This window comes from Mycobacteroides franklinii, assembly GCF_001853795.1.
Lineage (GTDB): Bacteria > Actinomycetota > Actinomycetes > Mycobacteriales > Mycobacteriaceae > Mycobacterium > Mycobacterium franklinii.
The window spans coordinates 1078677-1097812 of sequence record NZ_MLIK01000004.1 but is presented as its reverse complement, the minus strand read 5'-3'; the positions used below and the strand labels follow the sequence as shown (position 1 = coordinate 1097812).

The following is a 19136-nucleotide window of genomic DNA, read 5'->3' as shown; positions in this document are numbered from 1 at the left end:
CGGGGCCGTATGTCCTGCTAGGCCCTCAGAACGCCATAATGGCGGTATGAAGGGGGCTGCTGTGGCGGGAGATTTCATCAAGCGGTTGTGGATGAGCGCTAGGCGACGAGCAGGGTTAACTCGTCGATCCCTGGAAAAATTGCCCCTTCTGCAGTCAGTTGTACTTGTGATTAGTGGGAGTCTGGTTGCAACCGCAACACTCTCCTTGATTCTTCGAATTGCTATTCCAGTCACTTCGAATGCGACGGATCCGATTGATATCACGAGGCTTGCCCTAACGGTTGCAGGCGGGATAGGAGCTGGCGTCGCTTTAGTAGTTGCGTATCGGAGGCAACGCGGCATCGAGCAAGGGAGATTCATTGAGCGGTTCGGTGCGGCCGCAGCGCAACTAGGGGTAAATCAAGCGGCGGTACGTATCGCAGGTGTTTATGCGATGGCAACCATTGCGGATGAATCAGCGGGACGTCAGCGTCAGCAGTGCATCGATGTGCTTTGTGGATATCTCCGTCTTCCGTACGATCCTGCGCTTGGGTCGAATCATCAAACGAAGACAGTGGTAAAGGGATCGCGGAATGGAGATGGAGGTTCCACATCCGAGATCGAAGAATCTTTTGAGTATCTGCAAAATGACAAAGAAGTTCGGCATACCATTGTTCGAATAATTCGTGACCGGTGCATGCCCGGTGCGGAACACAGCTGGAGTATCAATCAGTACGATTTTCGCTCTGCCCAGTTTGATGAGATTGATTTTCGCGGAGCAAATTTCCAAGGTGAAGTCCGGTTTTCAGGAGCCAAGTTCTACGGAGAGGCAAAATTTGACGGGGCGGTCTTTGAGTGCAAAGCATTCTTTGATCACGCCAAATTTCTAGGTTCTGCCGGATTCGCAGAGTGTAGTTTCTCGAAAGCGGTCGACTTCGAGGAAGCGGTTTTTGTTGGTAGATCCGCATTCTATAGTTCCTCTTTCGGGAAGCGGATGCACTTTAGGAACGCGACATTTATGCTCGGGGCTTCTTTTGACTATTCAATATTCCGGGGCCCGGCAATATTTGTCGGTACAAAGTTCATGGGGGGTGGGGAGTTCGATTCCACGAAATTCGATCGCGGCAGTTGGTTCACGTCGGCTGCATTTCCGCGAGGAGTTCAGTTCAGTCTAGCGAGATTCCGTAAGAAAACCTATTTCTATCAAACAATATTCGGCGAGCAATCATGGTTTGTTGATTCTAAGTTTTCCGGCGATGTGACATTCGAGAGAGCCCGGCTGAGTGACGAAGTTCGATTTAATAGCGCCAGTTTTCGAGGTGCGGCATCATTTGAACTGGCCGAGTTTTGTGGGCAATGTACTTTCGAAGGCGTGAGGTTCGGTGTTGGGAGTATCACATTTGAACGCCCCCGGCTATGGGAACCGCCTCCTGTATTTGACTGGGACATTGACTACTCCCAAAAACCTGCAAATGTGGCACCTGATGTATGGCCTCCACAACCTTATGCGGAAGATCAGTCTCAGGACGGGGGCGAGACTGCGGTGATGCGGTGAATCGCGAAGTCCCGGATGCGCCCGGCAGCGGTGTCGAAGGCCGACAGCTGCCCGCCGCGCACGCTGATCGGATTGACCACCCGCGAGGATGCCACCCCGGCCGGGTCCACGTATCCGATCAACACACTGGTCTGCGCCTTGGCGGACTGCTGCAGCAGCGCCACGGCGTGCGAGGGCTCGATGCGAATCCCATCGTGATCGCCCGCCGCGCGCAATGCCTTCACGACCGCCGCGGCAGCGGGCTCGCTGAGCACCGGTGGCGTCCAACCCATCCGATGCGGCTGCGGAGTCACCCGCGCCCGGTGTGCCCGCAGCTCCACGATCGTGCCGGTGGCATCCTCGGCGGCGGGCGCGAAGCCCGCCGAACGCAGCCCGGCCACCAGCTCGGCCAACGGGGCCAGCGAGACCGCCACGGTAGGGGCCAGCAGCCGCAGACTCAGATCCTCGGCCAGCGCCGACGCCATCACCTGGGCCAGCAGGGCCACGTCGTCACAACGCAGGAACGAGGTCGCCACCCCGGCTCGAAGCTGCCCATGCCTGCGCGCGACGTCGTCGATGAGATACGTCAAAGACTGGGGGACAGGAGTTTTCGACCTGGATCCGAAGAAGCTGTGCAGTCCGGTGGCGGTGCGCCCGGAGTCCAGGGCCCGCCGGATGCTGGCCTCGCTGACCCGAAAGACACTGGCAGCCCCCGCCGATTCGAGTTCGGCGACCGCGGCCAGATCCAGTTCCACCTCACGCGTGAGCGGCCCGGGCGCGACGACGGTGAGATCGGCCTGCACCAGGAAATGGTCAATGGGAGCGGGCAGCGCCTTCTCCATCGCGGCCAACGTCTCGGCCTCATTGCCCGTGCTGTCCAGGAAGGTGCGGATAGGCGTCGTCAACGCACCACGTCCGATCACCCCCAGCGTGCTCGCCTCGAACAGCAATGCCGTCACCGGTTCGGTCCCCAGTCGGGCACCCCACCGCGGACGGCGCCAGCGCATCATTCGGGACGCCTCCTCGGGGCGCAATCCCTGCCCGGGTTGCAGCGCATCGAGGATTTCCAGAAGCAGCTTGCGATCATGCGGAGCCGCCGTCGAACGCAGTGAATCCGAAAGGGCCGCAATCGGTTTGTCATCGCTGGTGCGCTTGCCGATGAGATCGGGGCGAGCCGCGAGCATCAGCCATGCCGACATCAACCGGAGCCAGCGGGCCGCGGTCGGCACCTCGGCGAACCGGTCGGCCTGCACGGTCGGTGCCCAATGCCAGCCTTCGGCGTCTGTCTCGATATCGGGATCGCCGACGGCGATCAGCTCCGCGGCGGCCAGCACCTCCAGCAGCAGACCTATCCGGGTGTCATCGATGCCCGTCGCCTTCGCCAGCCGCTTGACCTCGCGCACGCCCAGGCCACCGCTGCGTAGCTGCGGCGCGGGGTTGACGCTCAGCTCCTCGAGCAGCAGGCCCACCTCGCGCAGCAGGTCCAGGGCCGCGCCGGCGGCGGCCGCGTCGGCCTCGGCCTGGGTGGCCGACGTCGTTTCCACGGCCGGAGGCTGCAGCCGATCGGGCTCTTCGCCACGGAGAAGCTGTGCCACGAAGCGCGGCAGCAGCACCGTTTCGTCATCGACGCGCTGCAGCAGCCCGGCTGCCAGCAGCCGCTGCACCGGACGGTCCGGTGGGGCGTCCGGAGCGGCGTCCCGGGTGCGGCCGATGGGCGACCCGGTCAGGAGAGCCCCCAGCAGCTCCATGCCGCGTTCGTCGGTCGCTTCCAACGCGGCGCGCGCCACGTCGTAGGAATCGGGTGTCTGCTCGCTGATGACCTGCCCGACCACCCACGGGAGGCCGAACCGGGTCTCGCCCGCCAGATGCAGCTCACCGTCCCCCCACACCAGCGCCAGCTCGCGCAGCCGGTCCAGGGTGGCGCGCACCTGCAGCTCGGTGGCACGGCCGTCGACCTGAGCGAGCACATTCGCCAGCGACGTGCCGGTGACATCCGCACGCGCCACCAACAGCGCATCCAGCACCGCCAGGGCCAAGAAGTCCAGGTTGTCGGTGGCCGCGCGCACCGACTGGCGGGACAGCGCCCGGCCCGCCAGAGCCGCCAGCGAACCCGGAGGCGGCGAGGCCAAATCGGGCCGCAGCCGGACTAGCTGTACCAACTGTTCATCTGGCAGCTGGCGCAGCCAGGTAGCCAACGCCGCATCGTCACTCATCGATCACCAGCGTAGAGGCGGGTTGGGTTCGCCGTCGGCCTCTCGGCCTGCCACAATGGCTGCGTGGCTGACAAAGAGCAATATGTCGACAACGGCTGGCCCGCGCACGTGGACGGCGAGCACGCCGTCTCCGAACTGGCGGCCGACCGCACCGGAGCGCTTTCACCCTTCGGCGACCTCGAGTTCCCCGTGGCGTCCGTGCCCTACGTTCACCCCGTCACCGTCATCAACAAGTAGAGCGGTGCCCGAGAGTCTTCGCGCAAGCGGCTCATCCGAGCCCGACGGTCTCTCGCATATCGACGAGCACGGGTCTGCGCACATGGTCGACGTGTCGGCCAAACAGGCCACCGCGCGCGAGGCCGTCGCGGCGGGACGCTTCATCACCACTCCGGACGTGATCGGACTGTTGACCGGGACATCCGCGGGCACCCTGCCCAAGGGTGATGCCATTGCCACCGCCCGGCTGGCCGCCATCATGGCCGCCAAACGCACCAGCGAACTCATCCCGCTGTGCCATCAGGTGCCGCTCACCGGCATCGACGTCGACTTCGATATCGCCGACAGCCACATCGACATCACCGCCGTCGCCCGCACCAACGACCGCACCGGGGTCGAGATGGAGGCGTTGACCGCGGTGACGGTCGCCGGGCTGACATTGCATGACATGGTCAAGGCCGTCGATCCCGCCTCGCGCATCGACGACGTCAGGGTGCTGCGCAAAGAGGGCGGCAAGACCGGAACATGGACCCGGCCCTGAGATCTGCGCGGGTGGTCGTGGCGTCCACTCGGGCGGCCACCGGCCAATATCCCGATAAGACCGGGCCCGTGATTGCCGAATGGCTTGGTACACGCGGCTTCCGGGTGGAAGAACCGATCGTCGTGCCCGATGGTGACGCGGTGGGAGAGGCGATACGGTCCGCGCTCGGGGTGTCGCTCGTCATCACCACCGGCGGCACCGGGCTCTCGCCCACCGATGCCACCCCCGAACAGACCGCCGCGCTACTGGACTATCAGATCCCCGGGCTGGCCGATGCCATCAGACGTTCCGGGCTGCCGGCCGTACCCACCAGCATCCTGTCCCGCGGCGTCTGCGGGGTCGCCGGAGGCACCCTGGTGGTCAACCTGCCCGGCTCCACCGGTGGGGTGCGCGACGGGCTCGCGGTGCTCGGCGATGTGCTCGACCACGCCCTGGACCAGATAGGCGGGGGTGATCACTGATGAGCGCCAGCGTCACCCGTGCGCTGTTGACCGCGGAACCCATCTCGCTGATCGAGCATGAACGGCTCGTCGATCACGAATCCGCGGGAGCCACAGTCGGATTCGTGGGCAATGTGCGCGACCACGATGGCGGCAAGACGGTGCTGCGGCTGGAGTACTCGGCGCATACGTCCGCCGCGCAGGTGCTCGCCGATGTCGTGGAAGGCATCGCGGCGCAGGCAGAGGGTGTGCGCGCCGTCGCGGTGAGTCATCGCATCGGTGAATTGGCGGTCGGGGAGGCGGCCTTCGTGGTGGCGGTGAGCGCCGACCATCGTCGGCAGGCATTCACCACCTGTCAGCGCCTCGTCGACGACGTGAAGGCCGCGCTGCCGGTGTGGAAACACCAGTTCTTCGCCGACGGCAGCGACGAGTGGGTGGGCTCGGCCTGAAAAATCCGGGCTCCGGTTGGGGTCTGATACCTAAAAACCCAGATCAGCGGATTGTCATCGCGGTGGGTGCATTAGCTTCGATAGTTCATGAGCATTCCTGTGCGCCGCCACGATGCAGCGCCCGCGCCGCGGACCTTCGCGCACCCGGGCACGCGTCCGGCGCGCCCGAGCGATGACCCCTTCCATGTTCCGCCGGACGGCTTCGAGGACACGGCGCCGGGAACGGTCCTGCATGCCCGTCCCGTGGACATCGGATTCCTGGGGCGCTTGCGCCAGCGGGTGACGGCGTGGCAGCTGCTGTACCGAACCACCGATCCGGATGGCGCCCCTGAAGTCTCGACCACCACCGTGCTGGTGCCGGCCGACCATGAGCCCCGCTCTCCCCGCCTGTTGGCGTACCAATGTGCGATCAACTCCAGTGAGCGATCTTGCTTTCCGTCGTACTGCCTGCTGCAGGGTGCGCGCGGACCGTTCAGCAACCCGCAGCTCGAGTTGCTGTTGATGGCGGCCGCGTTGCGTCAGGGATGGATCGTGAATGTCGCCGACCATGGCGGGCAAGCTGGGCGTTATGTCGTTGCGCGCCAACCTGGTTATCACGTACTCGACGGTCTGCGGGCCACCCTGCGATTTGCGGAACTACGACTACCGGCCGATACGCCGATCGGGCTATGGGGCTATTCCGGTGGTGGGCTTGCCAGTTCATGGACGGCGGAGATGGCGCCGAACTATGCCCCCGAACTCAACATCGTCGCGGCGGCACTGGGTTCACCGGCCTCGGACCCCAGCAAGATCTTGGAACGGGCCGATGGGGGACTGTTCGCCGGGCTGGGTATTGCCGCGATCTCTGCCCTGCGCGGAAGCTATCCCGCGTTGGATTCGGTTCTCACGGCGCACCTTACGCCGCAGGGCGAGAAGATCATGACCACCGTGCGTGGGCTATCGACGGGTCAGGCTGTCGGAAGATACGCGATGCGCAGTCTCGATCGCTATGTGGACCGGCCCATCGCCGAACTCATGGCGCTGCCCGGGCTCGCCGCCATGAGTGAGGACCTGCGGTTGGGTAAGGTGGCGCCAACCTGCCCGGTCTACGTCTATACCGCGGTGCGGGACCAGCTCGTCGGCATCGACGAGGTGGACCGCCAGGTGAACTTCTACGCGACGCACGGCACCGATGTCACATACCGACGCGATCAGCTCAGTGAGCATCTCTCGCTGGTGGTGCTGGGGGCACCCGCGGCCCTGCGCTGGCTAGCGCAGCGCCTGGAAGGCATGGAACCCGAATCCGGTACGTGCACTGTGAGATCCATGCTGGCGTCCACTCCCGCGCTGTGGACCATCGCGGTGATGTCGGGGGCAGCGGCCCGCGTGCTCTCGGGCCGCCTGCTCTAACCCGCTACGCCCGTTCGGCGATCACCGTGTACACCGGGATGTGCAACAGCGGATCGTTGACATCGCGCTCCAGCCGGTCCAGCACGGCCGGGTCGCCGCGGTAGGAGCCGCGAATCGCGTTGAGAAATTCGGCCTTTGGTGCGCTCATCGTCGTCGGGTTGATCTGCAGCACCGACCACCCGTTGGAGCCAAGCACCTGCTCGATCTCCTCGGCCCGCTGTGCATTCTGGAAGGGTGTGGGCACGCCGTGCACTCCGCCCTGCGCGAAACACCAGATGTACCATCGTGCTCCGGGCCGGGTGGCACGGTGCAGTGCGCTCGCGTACTTCACGTGGCCCTCGTCGTCGAAGCAGTGGTAGACACCGCTGTCGATCACAGTGTCGAACTTTGCGTCCCAGCCATCGAGCTCGGTCGCATCGGCAATATGGAAGTCGACGGCAACACCGGCCGCGGCCGCCCGGTCCTTGGCCTGTTCGATCGCCGAGGGGGCAAAATCCAATCCTGTGACGTTAAATCCTTGCTGGGCAAGGTAGATGGCATTGTCCCCGAGGCCGCAGCCGATATCCAGGACGTCACCGCGGACCGCGCCGAGCAGGGCCAGCTCCTTGATGCGGGGTTTGGCGTCCTTGGAATCCCACGGAACAGTGGGACCGCCCTCATGGAGGCTCTCCCGATAGAGATCTTCGAAGATGTTCTGTGTAGGTGCGCTCATGGCGTCTAGCCCCTTTCCGCGACGATGTTGAAGAACGGCATGTGGATCATGTCGTCGTCGAGCTGCTGAAGACGCTCGAAGGTCTGCTGTGCTTGTGCGGCCACCCCGGGCCGCGCAAAGCGCCCGCGCATGTCGGCGGGCATCTGCTCGGGATCGATACCGGCCAGCGCGGCGCCGACAAACGCTTCTCTGGATCCGAGATATGTTGTCCTGCCGAAGTATTGGATGTTCCAGTGAGCCTCGGCCAGTACGCCCCTGATCTCCTCGGGATCTTGTACGCCGAACGGCATCGTGATGCCGTTCACCGATCCATCGCCGAAGCAGGCGATGAACCACCGCGCTCCCGGTCGGGTGGCGCGGTGCAGGGCGTTCGCGTACTGCTGATGCCCCTCGTGGTTAAAACAGTGATACACCGCGCTGTCGATCACGGTGTCGAACTTTCCATCCCAGCCGTCGAGCTTGGTGGCGTCGGCAACCTCGAGGTTCACGCTGACGCCCACTGCGGCGGCGCGTTGCTTCGCCTGTTGGATGGCCGAGGGGGAGAAGTCCAGCCCGGTGACCGACAGGCCTTGTTGCGTGAGATAGATCGAGTTTTCGCCGAGGCCGCAGCCGATATCCAAGATCTCGCCGTGCAGCGCGCCGTAGGCGGCGAGCTCCTTGATGCGGGGTTGTGCGTCCTTGATATCCCATGGGACACCTGCGGCGGGGGCGCCCTCGAACATGGGCTTGCCGTTGTAGACCGCTTCGAATGTTTCTTGGCTTGGTACCTCTGGAGGCGTGGCCGATGCCGTCATGGTCACCAAGGTACGCCTCGAATCTGGCACGTCAACCCCCTTGACAAGGGCTGGGCCCGGACGCCGAAAGGATTACCCCACAACGACAATCGCCCCGGCCGTGAGGGCCGGGGCGATTGTCGAGATGCGTGTGTTAGCGCTGCGCCAGAGCGAGGATCGCGTCGCTGGCCTTGACATCCTGCGTCTGCATCGCGAAGACGATGTCCTTGAGGTAGGACACTCCGCGGCTGTCGCCGGGCGCCACGTCGGTGGTGCCGGGAGGCAGGTTGTTGGGGTCGGGCAGGTGCCGGACGACGCCCGCGATTGCCTCGGGGCTCGTCGGGATGCCGTTAGAGGCGACCGGACCGGCATCGAATGCTGCCTTGCCTGCGGCGAACCCGATGTCTGCCGTGTCCGGCACACCCGCGGGAAGCGGGATGTCGGCCGCGGCAGGTGCGGGCGCCGGGGCGGGCTCGGGGGCCGGTGCGGGCTCGGCGGGGGCCGGGCCGGACTGGAACTCGTACGGCAGCACCTGGTCGTCGGCGGCGGGGGCTTCGGGAGCCGGAGCCGCGTCGGGAGCCGGAGCCTCGTCGACGACGGGAGCCTCCGGTGCGGGAGCGGCGATCAGCTCGGGCGCGGGAGCCTCATCCGCCGGGGCGGGCTCGGGTTCGGGCGCCGGTGCGGGGCCGGACTGGAAGTCGACATCCTGGGCCTCGGGGGCCGGAGCCTCCGCGGGGGCGGGCGCTTCGTCGATGGCCGGAGCCTCGGGGGCCTCGGCGACGATCTGCTCATCGCCCTCGGCAGCGGGCTCGGGGGCCGGTGCGGGCTCGGCGGCCTGCTCTTCGTGGTGCGAGGCCTGGGTGATGTTGGCCGCGGGAGCGGTGCGGGGGGTGGAACCGGAGAGGCCACGGCCGCAGACCGGCCAGGCGCCACGGCCCTGTCCTGCGAGCACCTTCTCGGCGACCGCGATCTGCTGGTCCTTGGTGGCCAGGTGAGCGGACGGGGCGTACTGACCGCCACCGCTGTTGATCCAGGTGCTGGGCGAGAACTGTAGTCCGCCCTGGTACCCGTTACCGGTGTTGATGGCCCAGTTGCCGCCCGACTCGCAGCGTGCGACCTGATCCCATTCGCCGTCGGTGGCTGCTGCAGCCGTCGCGGCCATCATCAGGCCTCCGCCGACAAGACCTGCGCCTGCTACCGCGACCTTGGCCGCCTTGGCGCCAGCCTTGCTGGGCTTACTGTGCCGTCCGCTCATATATCCGTCGTGTTCCTCTCTGTGACGCACCTGCGAGGTCAGCTGTCGGGTTCGAACGAGAGGTCGCTCGGCCCGGTTGCCCGGGCTTCACCCCAAGAACCATCAAGGTTCGTGCTGGAGATCGGGTGGATCTCCGGCGGATGGGTCCCCCGCCTCCGTCCCTTGGTTTACCGACGAGGTGCCATACCCGAGGGACGGAGCTCGGTGCGCGGGTATGGACTTCGGATGACGGTACGTGCCGATGCGCGTCCCGTCATGTTGGACATTTCACGGTGTTTCGTCCACGGCTCGGTGCGTTTATTCCCGGCGGGGGTGGGGTCTGTGCAGGTTATTGCGTGACTCCACTGCCCCGTGTCCACGCCGTGATCTTGCTGTGACCTTTTGAGATGTGTCGTAGATCACGAAATTATTCGGCGATACTTATATGCAACTCTCAGAGAAGCCTTAGAGCTTCCTTAAGAAGTGGATGGGCCAGCGGACTTCTATCCACCAGCGAACGGAGGAAGAACGTCCACGACAGAGCCGGATTCGGGCTGGCTGGAGCGGTCGCGCACGGCCACGCCGTCGTAGAGAAAGGAACAACGCGCCAATACGCGTTCCAGTTCCGGCCCCTTCGTCGCCAAATGACGCGTCAAATCGTCGAATGATGCCCCTGGGGGGAGCTCGACGGACTCCTCCTGAAGCCCCGCCGCGGCCGCGGCGGCGGCGAAATACCGGATACGGATACTCACCTAACCGCCGATCGCGCTCATGGGGCGGTCCGGTTGCAGGAAGGACGGGTCGTTGATGCCGTGTCCCGGCTTCTTGCCCCACATGGCCGCCTGCCACGCCGATGCCACGGTGGCGTCGTCGGCCCCCGAGCGCAGCAGACCCCGCAGATCGGTCTCGGTGGTGGCGAACAGACAATTGCGCACCTGCCCGTCGGCCGTCAGCCGGGTGCGGTCGCAATCCCCACAAAACGGCCGGGACACCGACGCGATGATTCCGACCGTCGCGGGACCGCCGTTCACCAGCCAGCGTTGTGCTGGGGCGCTGCCACGGGGTGCCGGGTCCTCGCTCAGTGAGAACTCCCGGCTGAGTGCCGCGTGGATCTCGTCGGCGGTCACCATGCGGTCCCTGTTCCAGTTGTGCCCGGCGTCCAACGGCATCTGCTCGATGATGCGCAGCTCATACCCGTGGTCGAGGCTGAAATGAAGCAGCGCGAGGGCGTCCTCTTTGTATTGCTCGGGTGTCAGCACCGCGTTGATCTTTATGGGTGACAGTCCGGCGGAACGTGCGGCATCCAGGCCCCTGAGAACATCGGATAGCCGATCACGGCGGGTGATCGCGGCGAAGCGATTCGCGTCCAACGTATCCAGTGACACGTTGATGCGGTTCAGCCCGGCGTCGCGCAGCGCGGCGGCCTTGCGGTCCAGACCGACGCCGTTGGTGGTGAGCGCGATGTCTGGCCGCGGTGACAGGGTCGCGACCTGGGCGACGAGCGACTCCAGGTCCTTGAAAATCAGCGGCTCCCCGCCGGTGAATCGGACGCTGTCGATCCCCAGCTCGGTCACCGCGATACCGATGAGCCGGATGTATTCGTCGGTGGTGAGCAGCGTCTCGCTGCGCAACCAGTCCAGTCCCTCCGCGGGCATGCAGTACGTGCAGCGCAGATTGCACCGGTCGGTCAAAGACACCCGTAAGTCGGTCGCGATGCGGCCGAATGAATCGATCAACGGGGTCATAAGTCCAGCGTAGCGACCACTTGCGCGAGCCGAGTAGGATGACCAGTCACCGCGTCCTATTTGGGGCGCGTTAATCATGTGAGGTGAGTGCAGTGCCAACCGGCAAGGTCAAGTGGTACGACGCCGAGAAGGGCTTCGGCTTCCTGTCGCAGGAGGACGGCGAGGACGTGTACGTCCGGTCCTCGGCGCTGCCTGCCGGCGTTGAGGGGCTCAAGGCCGGACAGAAGGTCGAGTTCGGCATGGCCGCCGGCCGTCGTGGGCCGCAGGCGCTGAGCGTCAAGCTGATCGACGCGCCGCCGTCGGTGCAAAAGACGCGCCGCGAGAGCAGCGGGCCGGTCAATCACAAGCACACCACTGACGAACTGCACGGAATGATCGAGGACATGATCACCCTGCTGGAGGGCACGGTGCAGACCGAGCTGCGCAAGGGGCGCTACCCCGACCGCAAGATCGCCCGCAAGGTGTCCGAGGTTGTGCGCGCCGTCGCCAGCGAGTTGGACGCCTGACCTGACATCCGTCCGCGCCGAGGATGTGATGGCGGCGCTCGATGCCGCTGGTAATTCCGATCGTGCCGAGAAGTCGGCGCGGTTCTTCAAGACCGGGCCCGGCGAGTACGGCGAGGGCGACGTCTTTGTGGGCGTATCCGTACCCGATCAACGCACGCTCGCGCGGCAGTTCCGTGGCATCGGATGTGACGAGGTGGCGCGGCTGCTTGCCAGCGATGTGCATGAGCACCGATTGACCGCGCTCGTCTTGGCGGTCTGGGAGTTCGGGCACGCCACCGGCGTCGAGCGTGATGCTTGGGTGGACATGTATCTGGAGCAGGTTCGTGCCGGCCGGGTGAACAACTGGGACCTTGTCGATTCCTCGGCGGAACAGCTTGTCGGCGAGTGGCTTGTCGGCCAAAGCTATTCGCCGCTACTGGAGCTGGCCGCCGACGATGACCTGTGGCGCAGGCGGGTGGGCATCATCGGTACGTTCGCGTTCACCAAGCGCGGAGATGCGGAGCCGCTCCTCGCCGTGGCCCCCTTGGTGATCGAGGACCGTCGTGACCTCATTCAGAAGGCTTACGGCTGGATGCTCCGCGAGGCCGGAAAGCGCTGTGGTGCCGAGGTTCTTCTCGGATATCTGGACGAGCATGCAGCGGCCATGGGCCGCACCGCACTCAGCTACGCCACCGAACATCTGGACGCCGAGGTGCGCGCGAAGTATCGCGCGCGGCGTTAGTCCTTCCAGACGGTCGCGACCGACCAGACGGCGTGGGTGACCTCCAACAGGTCGCCCGTCTCGGTCTGAACCACCGTGGGGAGCTTGATCTCCAGCCCCAGTAGTCGCCCTCCGTCGCCGTCGACCGTGGGGATCGTCACGGCGGTCCGATGGTCCCGGTACACGCTCGACTCGGCCCGCTTGTGGTCGGTATCGCCCGCCGGCGCATAGATCCTGGACAGCATCCACGGCGCCTTGGCAATCCGTCCATCAACCGAAAGCTGTACGGGCTCATGAGCATTGACGGCCAATTCGACGGTATGCCCGAGCGGGTCGCACTGATCCAACTTGTTCTTGTCGCAGTACTGATAGGGCGCGGCATGGATCGCGGTGCCATGGGTGAAAGCGCTGATCTCGGGCCGTTCATCCTTATACCCGTGCAGCTGCCAGGCGATGAACCCGACCATGGCGGCAGCAGTCAGCACCAGGACAACGGCCAGCGCCGTCAGTTTCGCTTTCACGCGTGTACCTTGCCACCTTCCTGTTCGGCCATCACCGGGCGGTTACCGCCCAGGCCCGGAATCAAGGAGGCGCCGCGGAAACTGGCCAGCGTCTGCGCCAGACCGAGAAGGAGCACCGCCGAGATCACCGTGAAACCCACCCACAGATCGGTGTAGATCATCACGCCGATCGCACCGCCGAGCACCCAGGACAGCTGCAGCAGCGCCTCGGACCGCCCGAACGCCGATGCGCGGGATTCCTCGGGCAGGTCGTCCTGCAACGACGCGTCCAGGGATGCCTTCGCGATAGCGCTGACTCCCGATGTCACGAGTGTCGCGAACACCACCACCGCCAGGACGCCGGCGATGGCCGCTGCCAGCGCCACCACCGTCACCGCGCTGGCGCAGCGCACCACGAGCAGGGCGGGACGGCCGAGCTTGAGCCGGGCGCTGGTGGCATTGCCTGCGAAGTTTCCGATACCCGCGGCGGCGCCGATCATGCCCAGCATGGCGAGCTGTTGGAATCCGTGTGCGTCATGGGATTTGGCGACGAACGCCGGGTACAGGGTGAGGAACCCCACCATCACCTTGATGGTGCCGTTGCCCCACAGGGCGGTGATGATGTTGCGGCCCAGCGGCTGACGGACCTTGTCCTGCTGCTTGTGGGAGCGCCGCAGCAGCACGGTGGGATGTTCGCCGTCGTCGCCGTGATAGCCAAAGGTGGTAGGCACCTCACCGGCGGTTACCTCGACCCACTTCGGGATGCGCATGGATGCCCAGGCGCCGACGGCCGCGGCCGCCATCACGACGAAAAGCGCTCCAGGTAAGTGGAACAGCCGAGTGAATGCGAGCTCGAAGGCTCCGGCGATCGCGCCGCCCACGATGGTGCCGCCGACCAAGCCGAAGGTGGTGAGCCGCGAATTGACTCGAACAAGGTCGATGGTGGGTGGCAGCACACGCGGCGTGACGGCGCTACGCAACACGCCAAAAGACTTGGACAGCACCAGCATTGACAGCGCGCACGGATACAGCACCCAGGGTGGGAAGCCGCCGCTGGCGCCGTCGTAGTTGGCGATCATGATGACAGCGAGCGCGATACGCAGCCCGAACGAGGCCGCCAGCGCGGCCCGGCGCCCGTGTTGCAGGCGATCCAGTGCGGGGCCGATCAGTGGGGCGATGACGGCGAACGGCGCGATCGTGATCAGCAGATACAGCGCCACCTTGCTCTTGGATTCGGCGGTGGCAGCGGCGAAGAAGAGTGTGTTGGCCAGGGCCACCGCCATCGCGGCGTCCACCGCGAAGTTGGCCATGACCGGATAGGTGAGGGCGGTCAGGCCCGACTTGTCGGCACCGTCGGCCGTTGCGGCCTTGTGGAACAGCCCGTACATGCGGGAGCCCATCTCGCGGCTGCGCATTGCGGCGACCCGGGTGACCGTCAGCTTCTGAGGGTTGTCCTGCTCGGGCGGGGGTTGTCGGCGTACCCGCTCACGACGTTCGTCGCCGAGCGGCGGCAGATAGCGGTTCGATGAGCCCGTCGGATAGTTGGCCATACCCGGGTGGGAATTGGCGTCGCGCGAATCCTGGTTAGGGCGCCGAGATGGGGAGTCGCTACTGCCGTGGCGGTTCCCGAACCGCGCGTAGTCGTCCCGCACGCATCGATTGTCCCTCACGGTGAGAGGATGGTCAGCGATGGACATCACTATCTCCGGCCGCGACGCCCTGTACACCTGTATCGAGCAGGCACGTACGGCCATTGTCGAGTTCAGTGGGGAGACCGTGGGCAAGTACCTCGGGGCCTCCTCCGAGTACAGCGATCTACATGCGCTGACCCACCGTTTCGAGGCCGAGCTGCCTGGGTACCGCGGTTGGCACTGGGAAGTGGTGATGGCCGCGCCACCCGGCGCCACCGTCGCCACAGTCAGCGAAGTCGTGCTCGTGCCGGGCACCGAGGCGCTGCGTGCCCCGAACTGGATTCCGTGGGACGAGCGAATCCGCCCCGGCGATTTGAGCCCCGGCGATCTGCTCGCGCCGCCGCCCAATGACCCCCGGCTGGTGCCTGGGTACACCGACGGCGGAGATGCGCAGGTCACCGAGACTGCTGGTGAGATCGGGCTGGGGCGTAAGCAGGTGCTGAGCCTGACCGGACGCATCGATGCCGCACAGCGGTGGTTTGACGGCGACTGGGGGCCCGATACGGAGATGGCCCGTGCCACCCGCAGGGTGTGTCGGTCCTGCGGTTTCTACCTGCCGCTGGCCGGATCACTGGGCGTCGCCTTCGGCGTGTGCGCCAACTCGATGTCGGCCGACGGACACGTCGTGCACATCGAGTACGGCTGCGGCGCGCATTCCGATACGCCACAGCCGGCCAACTCGGCCATGCCGTTGTACGAGCCCTTCGACGACGGCGTGCTGGATCTGGCTGACTGATCGCCATCGAGTGCGAGCCGCACGCGGAAATCTGCGAAGAAATCCGCGTCACGCTCGCACTCGGCGTAAGGCTTAGACGCCTTCCGCAGCGGCCTTGATCTTTGACAGTGAGGTTCGCATGCCTTCGAGCAGCACCTCGTCGAACACCTCGGTGCCGCCGAACATCAGGTTCTGCAGGTTGGTGGAGATGGCCGACCGCTTCTCGCCCAGCACACGGCGCTCGGTCACCCGGGTGCCGCCGGCGGCGGTGGGCTCCAGGTCGTAGCTCCACTCGCTCAGGTTGTCCTTGATGTGCCAGGCCAGGCGCCTGTTGGGCTCGACGGCGGTCAGCACGGCGCGGGTCGGCCACACCTTCCAGCCCTTGCGGTTGTAGTTGATGACGTTGGTGCCTGCCTGCACGGGGCCGCGCACGAACATCTTGCGGGTCTGCGGGCTCCATCGCGGCATGTTCTCGAAGTCGGAGATCAAACCCCACACCTTGTCCACGGGCGCATTGATCTCGATGGCAGTTTCCAGCAATGACGCGTTGGGCATGGGATGGCTCCTCTTTTTTCAGGGTGGTGTTGCGGATTTCGGCTACAGGCCGGTTTGCGCGCCGCGTGAACCGCGCCGCGCCGCCCGTACCTGCAACAGGACGATGGTGGTGCCCAGCGCGCCGGTACCGAGTCCGGCGAGCGTGACGGGACGCCAGCTTTCGAACGCGGGGATGGTGAAGGCAAGAACGTTGGCAATCAGCCACAGCACGGTGCCTGTGACGACGACCGGCCACGGATTGAGCAATGCGGCCGGCAGCGGGGGAGGTTGGGGCGCGGGGGTGTCCACTAGATGCGGAGCATACGCGGGCGACGACACCGGGCGACGGCTTAGTCGGCTCAGTCGCTGTGAAAGCCCTGGACGTGCCGTAAGGTTTGGGCCGTGAGCGACCCCGACGCCCGGTTGGCCAGCGATCTGTCGCTTGTTGTGATCAGACTGGCCCGGCATCTGCGGTTTCGCCGTGCCGACTCCCCGGTCTCGTTGACGCAGCTGTCGGCGTTGGCCACATTGCTGAACGAGGGTGCGATGACCCCGGGTGCGCTGGCCGCACGCGAGCGCGTGCAACCGCCGTCGATGACACGGGTGATTGCTTCGTTGGCCGAGCTCGGGCTGGTGGAGCGCTCGGCACATCCGACCGACGGACGCCAGGTGGTCGTCTCGCTGTCGGAGGCCGGAGCGGACATTGTGCAGGCCGATCGCAGCGCCCGCGAGGAATGGCTGCGCGAGCACCTGACGGATTTCACCCCGGATCAACGAGCGATTCTGCGGCAGGCAACCGACCTGTTGTCGGCACTGGTCAATGAAAACGGTTAGCTGACAACCTCGTTAGTCTCTAAAATAAACTCCCGTGGCTGACCGCGGCGGGATATTCGTATCGCTGCGCACACGTAACTATCGGTTGTGGATCAGCGGCCAGATGGTGTCGCTCGTCGGCACCTGGATGCAGCGGGTGGCGCAGGACTGGCTGGTGCTGGACCTCTCCCATGGCAACGCTTTCCTGCTCGGCGTGGTGATGGCCCTGCAATTCGGGCCGACGCTGCTGCTCTCGGTCTGGGGCGGGATGCTCGCCGACCGTTACGACAAGCGGCGGATGCTCATGGTGACCCAGGCGCTGATGGCGCTGTTCGCGTTGACCGTGGGCCTGTTGCAGGTCACCGGACTGGTCCGGATCTGGCATGTGATGGCGGTGGCCTTCGCGATGGGATGTGCCGCGGCGATCGAAGCACCCACCCGCCAGTCCTTCACCATCGAGATGGTGGGCCCGGAACGCCTACCCAACGCGGTCGGGCTCAATTCGATGGTGTTCAATCTCGCCGGCATCATCGGGCCGGCGATCTCCGGCGTGCTGATAGGTCTGGTCGGTACCGGCTGGGTCTTCCTGTTGAACTTCGTCAGCTTCATCGGTGTGGGAATCGCGCTGTGGCGCATGCGACCAGACGAGCTGCACCAGAGTGATCCTGTGCCTGCGGCGAAGGGGCAACTACGCCAGGGCTTCTCCTATGTGTGGCACCGGCGCGACCTGTTCATGATCATGCTGACGGTGTGCCTGGTCTCGACCTTCGGGCTGAACTTCTCGCTGACACTTGCGGTGCTGGCCCGGGAGACCTTCGGCCGGGGCGCGGAGTCGTACGGGCTGCTGTCCACGGCCCTTGCCACCGGCACGCTGCTCGGTGCCACCCTCGCGGCCCGCCGCACCAGGAAGGTGCGTATGACGTTGTTCTACGGCGCGGCAATGGCTTTTGGAGTTTCCGAGGCGATTGTCAGTGTGATGCCCACCTATCTGTCGGTGGCGCTCGCCCTTGTCCCGGCGGGCCTGCTGGCGCTGACGTTCACCACATCGGCGATGAATATCATTCAGTTGTCCGTGGATTCGCAGCTGCGGGGAAGGGTGATGGGCATCTATATGGTGGCATTCCTGGGCGGGACTCCGCTGGGCAGCCCGCTGGTGGGTTGGTTGGCAGATCTTCACGGCGGCCGTATGCCGCTGTTGGTCGGTGGGTTGGTGTCGTTGGCCGCGGGTCTGGCGTGTGCGGTGTATCTGCGCTGGCATCCGTGTCCGGTTGTCGCCGAAGAGGTTCCGGAAGGCAGCGGTGTTGTCCCACCCGCTCCCGCCGCAACCCCGGTGTGCGAACCGACTCCGCTGGGCAGGCGGGCCTAGATGTTGGTCATCGACGTCGACAATGCGGCCGATCCGCGTTTGGACAGCTTCCGCGATCTCAACAGCGTCGACCGCCGGCCCGATCTGCCCAGCGGCAAGGGGCTGGTGATCGCCGAGGGCGTATTGGTAGCGCAGCGCATGCTGGCCTCGCGCTTCCAGCCCTTCGCGCTCCTGGGTACCGATCGTCGCCTGGCCGAGTTGGCAGCCGATCTCAAACCGGTTGACGTTCCGTACTACCGGGCCAGCGCCGAGGTGATGGCGGAAGTCGTTGGCTTCCATCTCAATCGTGGGGTGCTCGCGGCGTCGCGTCGCCCCGAGGAGCTGTCGGCGGCCGAACTGATGCAGAGCGCTCGCACCGTGGCGGTGCTCGAGGGCGTCAACGATCACGAGAATCTGGGTTCGATCTTCCGTAACGCTGCCGGAATGGGGGTCGATGCCGTGCTTTTCGGCAGCGGCTGCGCCGACCCGCTCTATCGCAGGGCGGTACGGGTGTCCATGGGGCATGCGTTGTTGGTGCCCTTCGCTCGTCTTCCGGAATGGCCGAAGTCGTTATACAGGCTGCGGGACAACGGATTTCGGTTGCTGGCCATGACTCCGGCCGGCGACTCGCAGGCCCTGTCCGATGCGATCCCGTCATTGCGGGACGAGAAGGTGGCGCTGATGGTGGGCGCCGAGGGGCCGGGGCTGACCGATGTCGCGTTGCGTGCCAGCGATGTGCGCGTGCGCATCCCCATGGCCAATGGCACCGACTCGTTGAACGTCGCCACCGCCGCGGCGTTGGCGTTCTATGAGCGCGCTAGGCTCGCGCCATGACCGACTCCGACACCCCGTGGGTAGAGGGCATCGTCTCGTCGATGTGTGTGGCCGTCGTGGTCGCGGTGGGTGTGGTGGTGCTGAGCCTTGGCCTGGTCCATGTGCATCCGCTGTGGGCTATTCTGCTCAACGTCGTTGCCGTGGGCGGGCTTTCGCCAACATTGTGGAGCTGGCGGGAGCGCCCGGTGTTGCGATGGTTTGTGCTGGGCATCGCGATCGGCGTGGCCGGCGGGTGGGTGGCCGCGGTGGTGACCGCGCTGATCACCTAGGGCG

The 19136-nt window shown here is 65.4% G+C and carries 23 protein-coding genes and 1 riboswitch; of the genes, 13 read left to right on the top strand and 10 right to left on the bottom strand.

The window, feature by feature from the left end; all coding sequences use genetic code 11:
- Positions 1-46: 46 nt before the first annotated feature.
- Positions 47-1534: a pentapeptide repeat-containing protein gene (locus BKG76_RS24255; protein WP_165611483.1), complete on the top strand. Its 1488-nt coding sequence runs from the start codon at positions 47-49 to the stop codon at positions 1532-1534.
- On the opposite strand, the gene BKG76_RS05830 is transcribed toward BKG76_RS24255, so the two are convergent.
- Positions 1501-3726: a helicase-associated domain-containing protein gene (locus tag BKG76_RS05830; protein ID WP_070936610.1), complete on the bottom strand. Its 2226-nt coding sequence runs from the start codon at positions 3724-3726 to the stop codon at positions 1501-1503. The genes BKG76_RS24255 and BKG76_RS05830 overlap by 34 nt on opposite strands.
- A 63-nt stretch (positions 3727-3789) precedes the next feature.
- Here BKG76_RS05830 and BKG76_RS24760 point away from each other — a divergent pair, with 63 nt between their 5' ends.
- From BKG76_RS24760 to BKG76_RS05810, 5 genes are all read left to right on the top strand, one after another.
- Positions 3790-3963: a hypothetical protein gene (locus BKG76_RS24760; RefSeq protein ID WP_052511072.1), complete on the top strand. Its 174-nt coding sequence runs from the start codon at positions 3790-3792 to the stop codon at positions 3961-3963.
- Between the two features lie 4 nt (positions 3964-3967).
- Positions 3968-4483 (top strand): cyclic pyranopterin monophosphate synthase MoaC, encoded by a 516-nt coding sequence (moaC, locus tag BKG76_RS24250; protein WP_109420586.1) that lies wholly within the window; start codon positions 3968-3970, stop codon positions 4481-4483.
- The gene (locus BKG76_RS05820) at positions 4468-4944 is read left to right on the top strand and encodes a MogA/MoaB family molybdenum cofactor biosynthesis protein (protein WP_070936608.1); all 477 of its coding nucleotides are present in this window, start codon (positions 4468-4470) and stop codon (positions 4942-4944) included. Before moaC ends, BKG76_RS05820 begins: the two co-directional genes overlap by 16 nt.
- On the top strand, positions 4944-5372 hold the full coding sequence (locus tag BKG76_RS05815; protein ID WP_070936607.1) for a molybdenum cofactor biosynthesis protein MoaE: 429 nt from the start codon (positions 4944-4946) through the stop codon (positions 5370-5372). The genes BKG76_RS05820 and BKG76_RS05815 overlap by 1 nt, the downstream gene beginning before the upstream one ends.
- A gap of 87 nt (positions 5373-5459) precedes the next feature.
- Positions 5460-6761, top strand: coding sequence for a lipase family protein (locus BKG76_RS05810; RefSeq protein ID WP_070936606.1), 1302 nt, complete (start codon positions 5460-5462; stop codon positions 6759-6761).
- 4 nt (positions 6762-6765) lie between these two features.
- Here the strand turns inward: BKG76_RS05810 and BKG76_RS05805 are convergent, their stop codons facing one another.
- The 5 genes from BKG76_RS05805 to moaA form a co-directional block, all read right to left on the bottom strand.
- Complete coding sequence (locus tag BKG76_RS05805) at positions 6766-7473, bottom strand: class I SAM-dependent methyltransferase (RefSeq protein ID WP_070936605.1); 708 nt, start codon at positions 7471-7473, stop codon at positions 6766-6768.
- A gap of 5 nt (positions 7474-7478) precedes the next feature.
- Positions 7479-8273: a class I SAM-dependent methyltransferase gene (locus BKG76_RS05800; protein WP_083337918.1), complete on the bottom strand. Its 795-nt coding sequence runs from the start codon at positions 8271-8273 to the stop codon at positions 7479-7481.
- Between the two features lie 127 nt (positions 8274-8400).
- Positions 8401-9501 carry a transglycosylase family protein gene (locus BKG76_RS05795; RefSeq protein ID WP_070936905.1) on the bottom strand — a complete coding sequence of 367 codons (1101 nt, stop codon included), beginning with the start codon at positions 9499-9501 and terminating at the stop codon, positions 8401-8403.
- Between the two features lie 12 nt (positions 9502-9513).
- A riboswitch (cyclic di-AMP (ydaO/yuaA leader) is annotated at positions 9514-9692 on the bottom strand.
- 291 nt (positions 9693-9983) lie between these two features.
- Positions 9984-10232, bottom strand: coding sequence for a MoaD/ThiS family protein (locus tag BKG76_RS05790; protein WP_070936603.1), 249 nt, complete (start codon positions 10230-10232; stop codon positions 9984-9986).
- Positions 10233-11225: a GTP 3',8-cyclase MoaA gene (gene moaA / locus BKG76_RS05785; RefSeq protein WP_070936602.1), complete on the bottom strand. Its 993-nt coding sequence runs from the start codon at positions 11223-11225 to the stop codon at positions 10233-10235. It lies immediately after the preceding gene.
- A gap of 92 nt (positions 11226-11317) precedes the next feature.
- Between moaA and BKG76_RS05780 the strand changes: the two genes are divergently transcribed.
- Together BKG76_RS05780 and BKG76_RS05775 are read left to right on the top strand one after the other, a co-directional pair.
- Entirely contained in the window at positions 11318-11731 is a 414-nt protein-coding gene (locus BKG76_RS05780; RefSeq protein ID WP_070936601.1) for a cold-shock protein, read from the top strand.
- Positions 11732-11759: 28 nt separating this feature from the next.
- Positions 11760-12452 carry a DNA alkylation repair protein gene (locus BKG76_RS05775; protein WP_070936600.1) on the top strand — a complete coding sequence of 231 codons (693 nt, stop codon included), beginning with the start codon at positions 11760-11762 and terminating at the stop codon, positions 12450-12452.
- Here the strand turns inward: BKG76_RS05775 and BKG76_RS05770 are convergent.
- Complete coding sequence (locus BKG76_RS05770; RefSeq protein WP_070936599.1) at positions 12449-12952, bottom strand: DUF2771 domain-containing protein; 504 nt, start codon at positions 12950-12952, stop codon at positions 12449-12451. The genes BKG76_RS05775 and BKG76_RS05770 overlap by 4 nt on opposite strands.
- Positions 12949-14481, bottom strand: coding sequence for an MFS transporter (locus tag BKG76_RS05765; protein WP_070936598.1), 1533 nt, complete (start codon positions 14479-14481; stop codon positions 12949-12951). The genes BKG76_RS05770 and BKG76_RS05765 overlap by 4 nt, the downstream gene beginning before the upstream one ends.
- Before the next feature lie 139 nt (positions 14482-14620).
- On the opposite strand from BKG76_RS05765, the gene BKG76_RS05760 reads away from it, so the two are divergent.
- On the top strand, positions 14621-15358 hold the full coding sequence (locus tag BKG76_RS05760) for a DUF3027 domain-containing protein (protein WP_070936597.1): 738 nt from the start codon (positions 14621-14623) through the stop codon (positions 15356-15358).
- A 72-nt stretch (positions 15359-15430) separates the two neighbouring features.
- Here the strand turns inward: BKG76_RS05760 and BKG76_RS05755 are convergent, their stop codons facing one another.
- Complete coding sequence (locus tag BKG76_RS05755; RefSeq protein ID WP_070936596.1) at positions 15431-15892, bottom strand: SRPBCC family protein; 462 nt, start codon at positions 15890-15892, stop codon at positions 15431-15433.
- Between the two features lie 42 nt (positions 15893-15934).
- Positions 15935-16180: a DUF2530 domain-containing protein gene (locus tag BKG76_RS05750; RefSeq protein WP_070936595.1), complete on the bottom strand. Its 246-nt coding sequence runs from the start codon at positions 16178-16180 to the stop codon at positions 15935-15937.
- Between the two features lie 93 nt (positions 16181-16273).
- Between BKG76_RS05750 and BKG76_RS05745 the strand changes: the two genes are divergently transcribed.
- The 4 genes from BKG76_RS05745 to BKG76_RS05730 are packed head-to-tail and all read left to right on the top strand — an operon-like array spanning position 16274 to position 19132.
- On the top strand, positions 16274-16705 hold the full coding sequence (locus BKG76_RS05745) for an Rv0880 family HTH-type transcriptional regulator (RefSeq protein WP_070936594.1): 432 nt from the start codon (positions 16274-16276) through the stop codon (positions 16703-16705).
- A 34-nt stretch (positions 16706-16739) separates the two neighbouring features.
- The gene (locus tag BKG76_RS05740) at positions 16740-18050 is read left to right on the top strand and encodes an MFS transporter (protein WP_070936593.1); all 1311 of its coding nucleotides are present in this window, start codon (positions 16740-16742) and stop codon (positions 18048-18050) included.
- Positions 18051-18863, top strand: a complete 813-nt coding sequence (locus tag BKG76_RS05735; protein ID WP_070936592.1) for a TrmH family RNA methyltransferase — start codon at positions 18051-18053, stop codon at positions 18861-18863.
- Complete coding sequence (locus BKG76_RS05730) at positions 18860-19132, top strand: DUF2537 domain-containing protein (protein ID WP_070936591.1); 273 nt, start codon at positions 18860-18862, stop codon at positions 19130-19132. Before BKG76_RS05735 ends, BKG76_RS05730 begins: the two co-directional genes overlap by 4 nt.
- Positions 19133-19136: the final 4 nt, after the last annotated feature.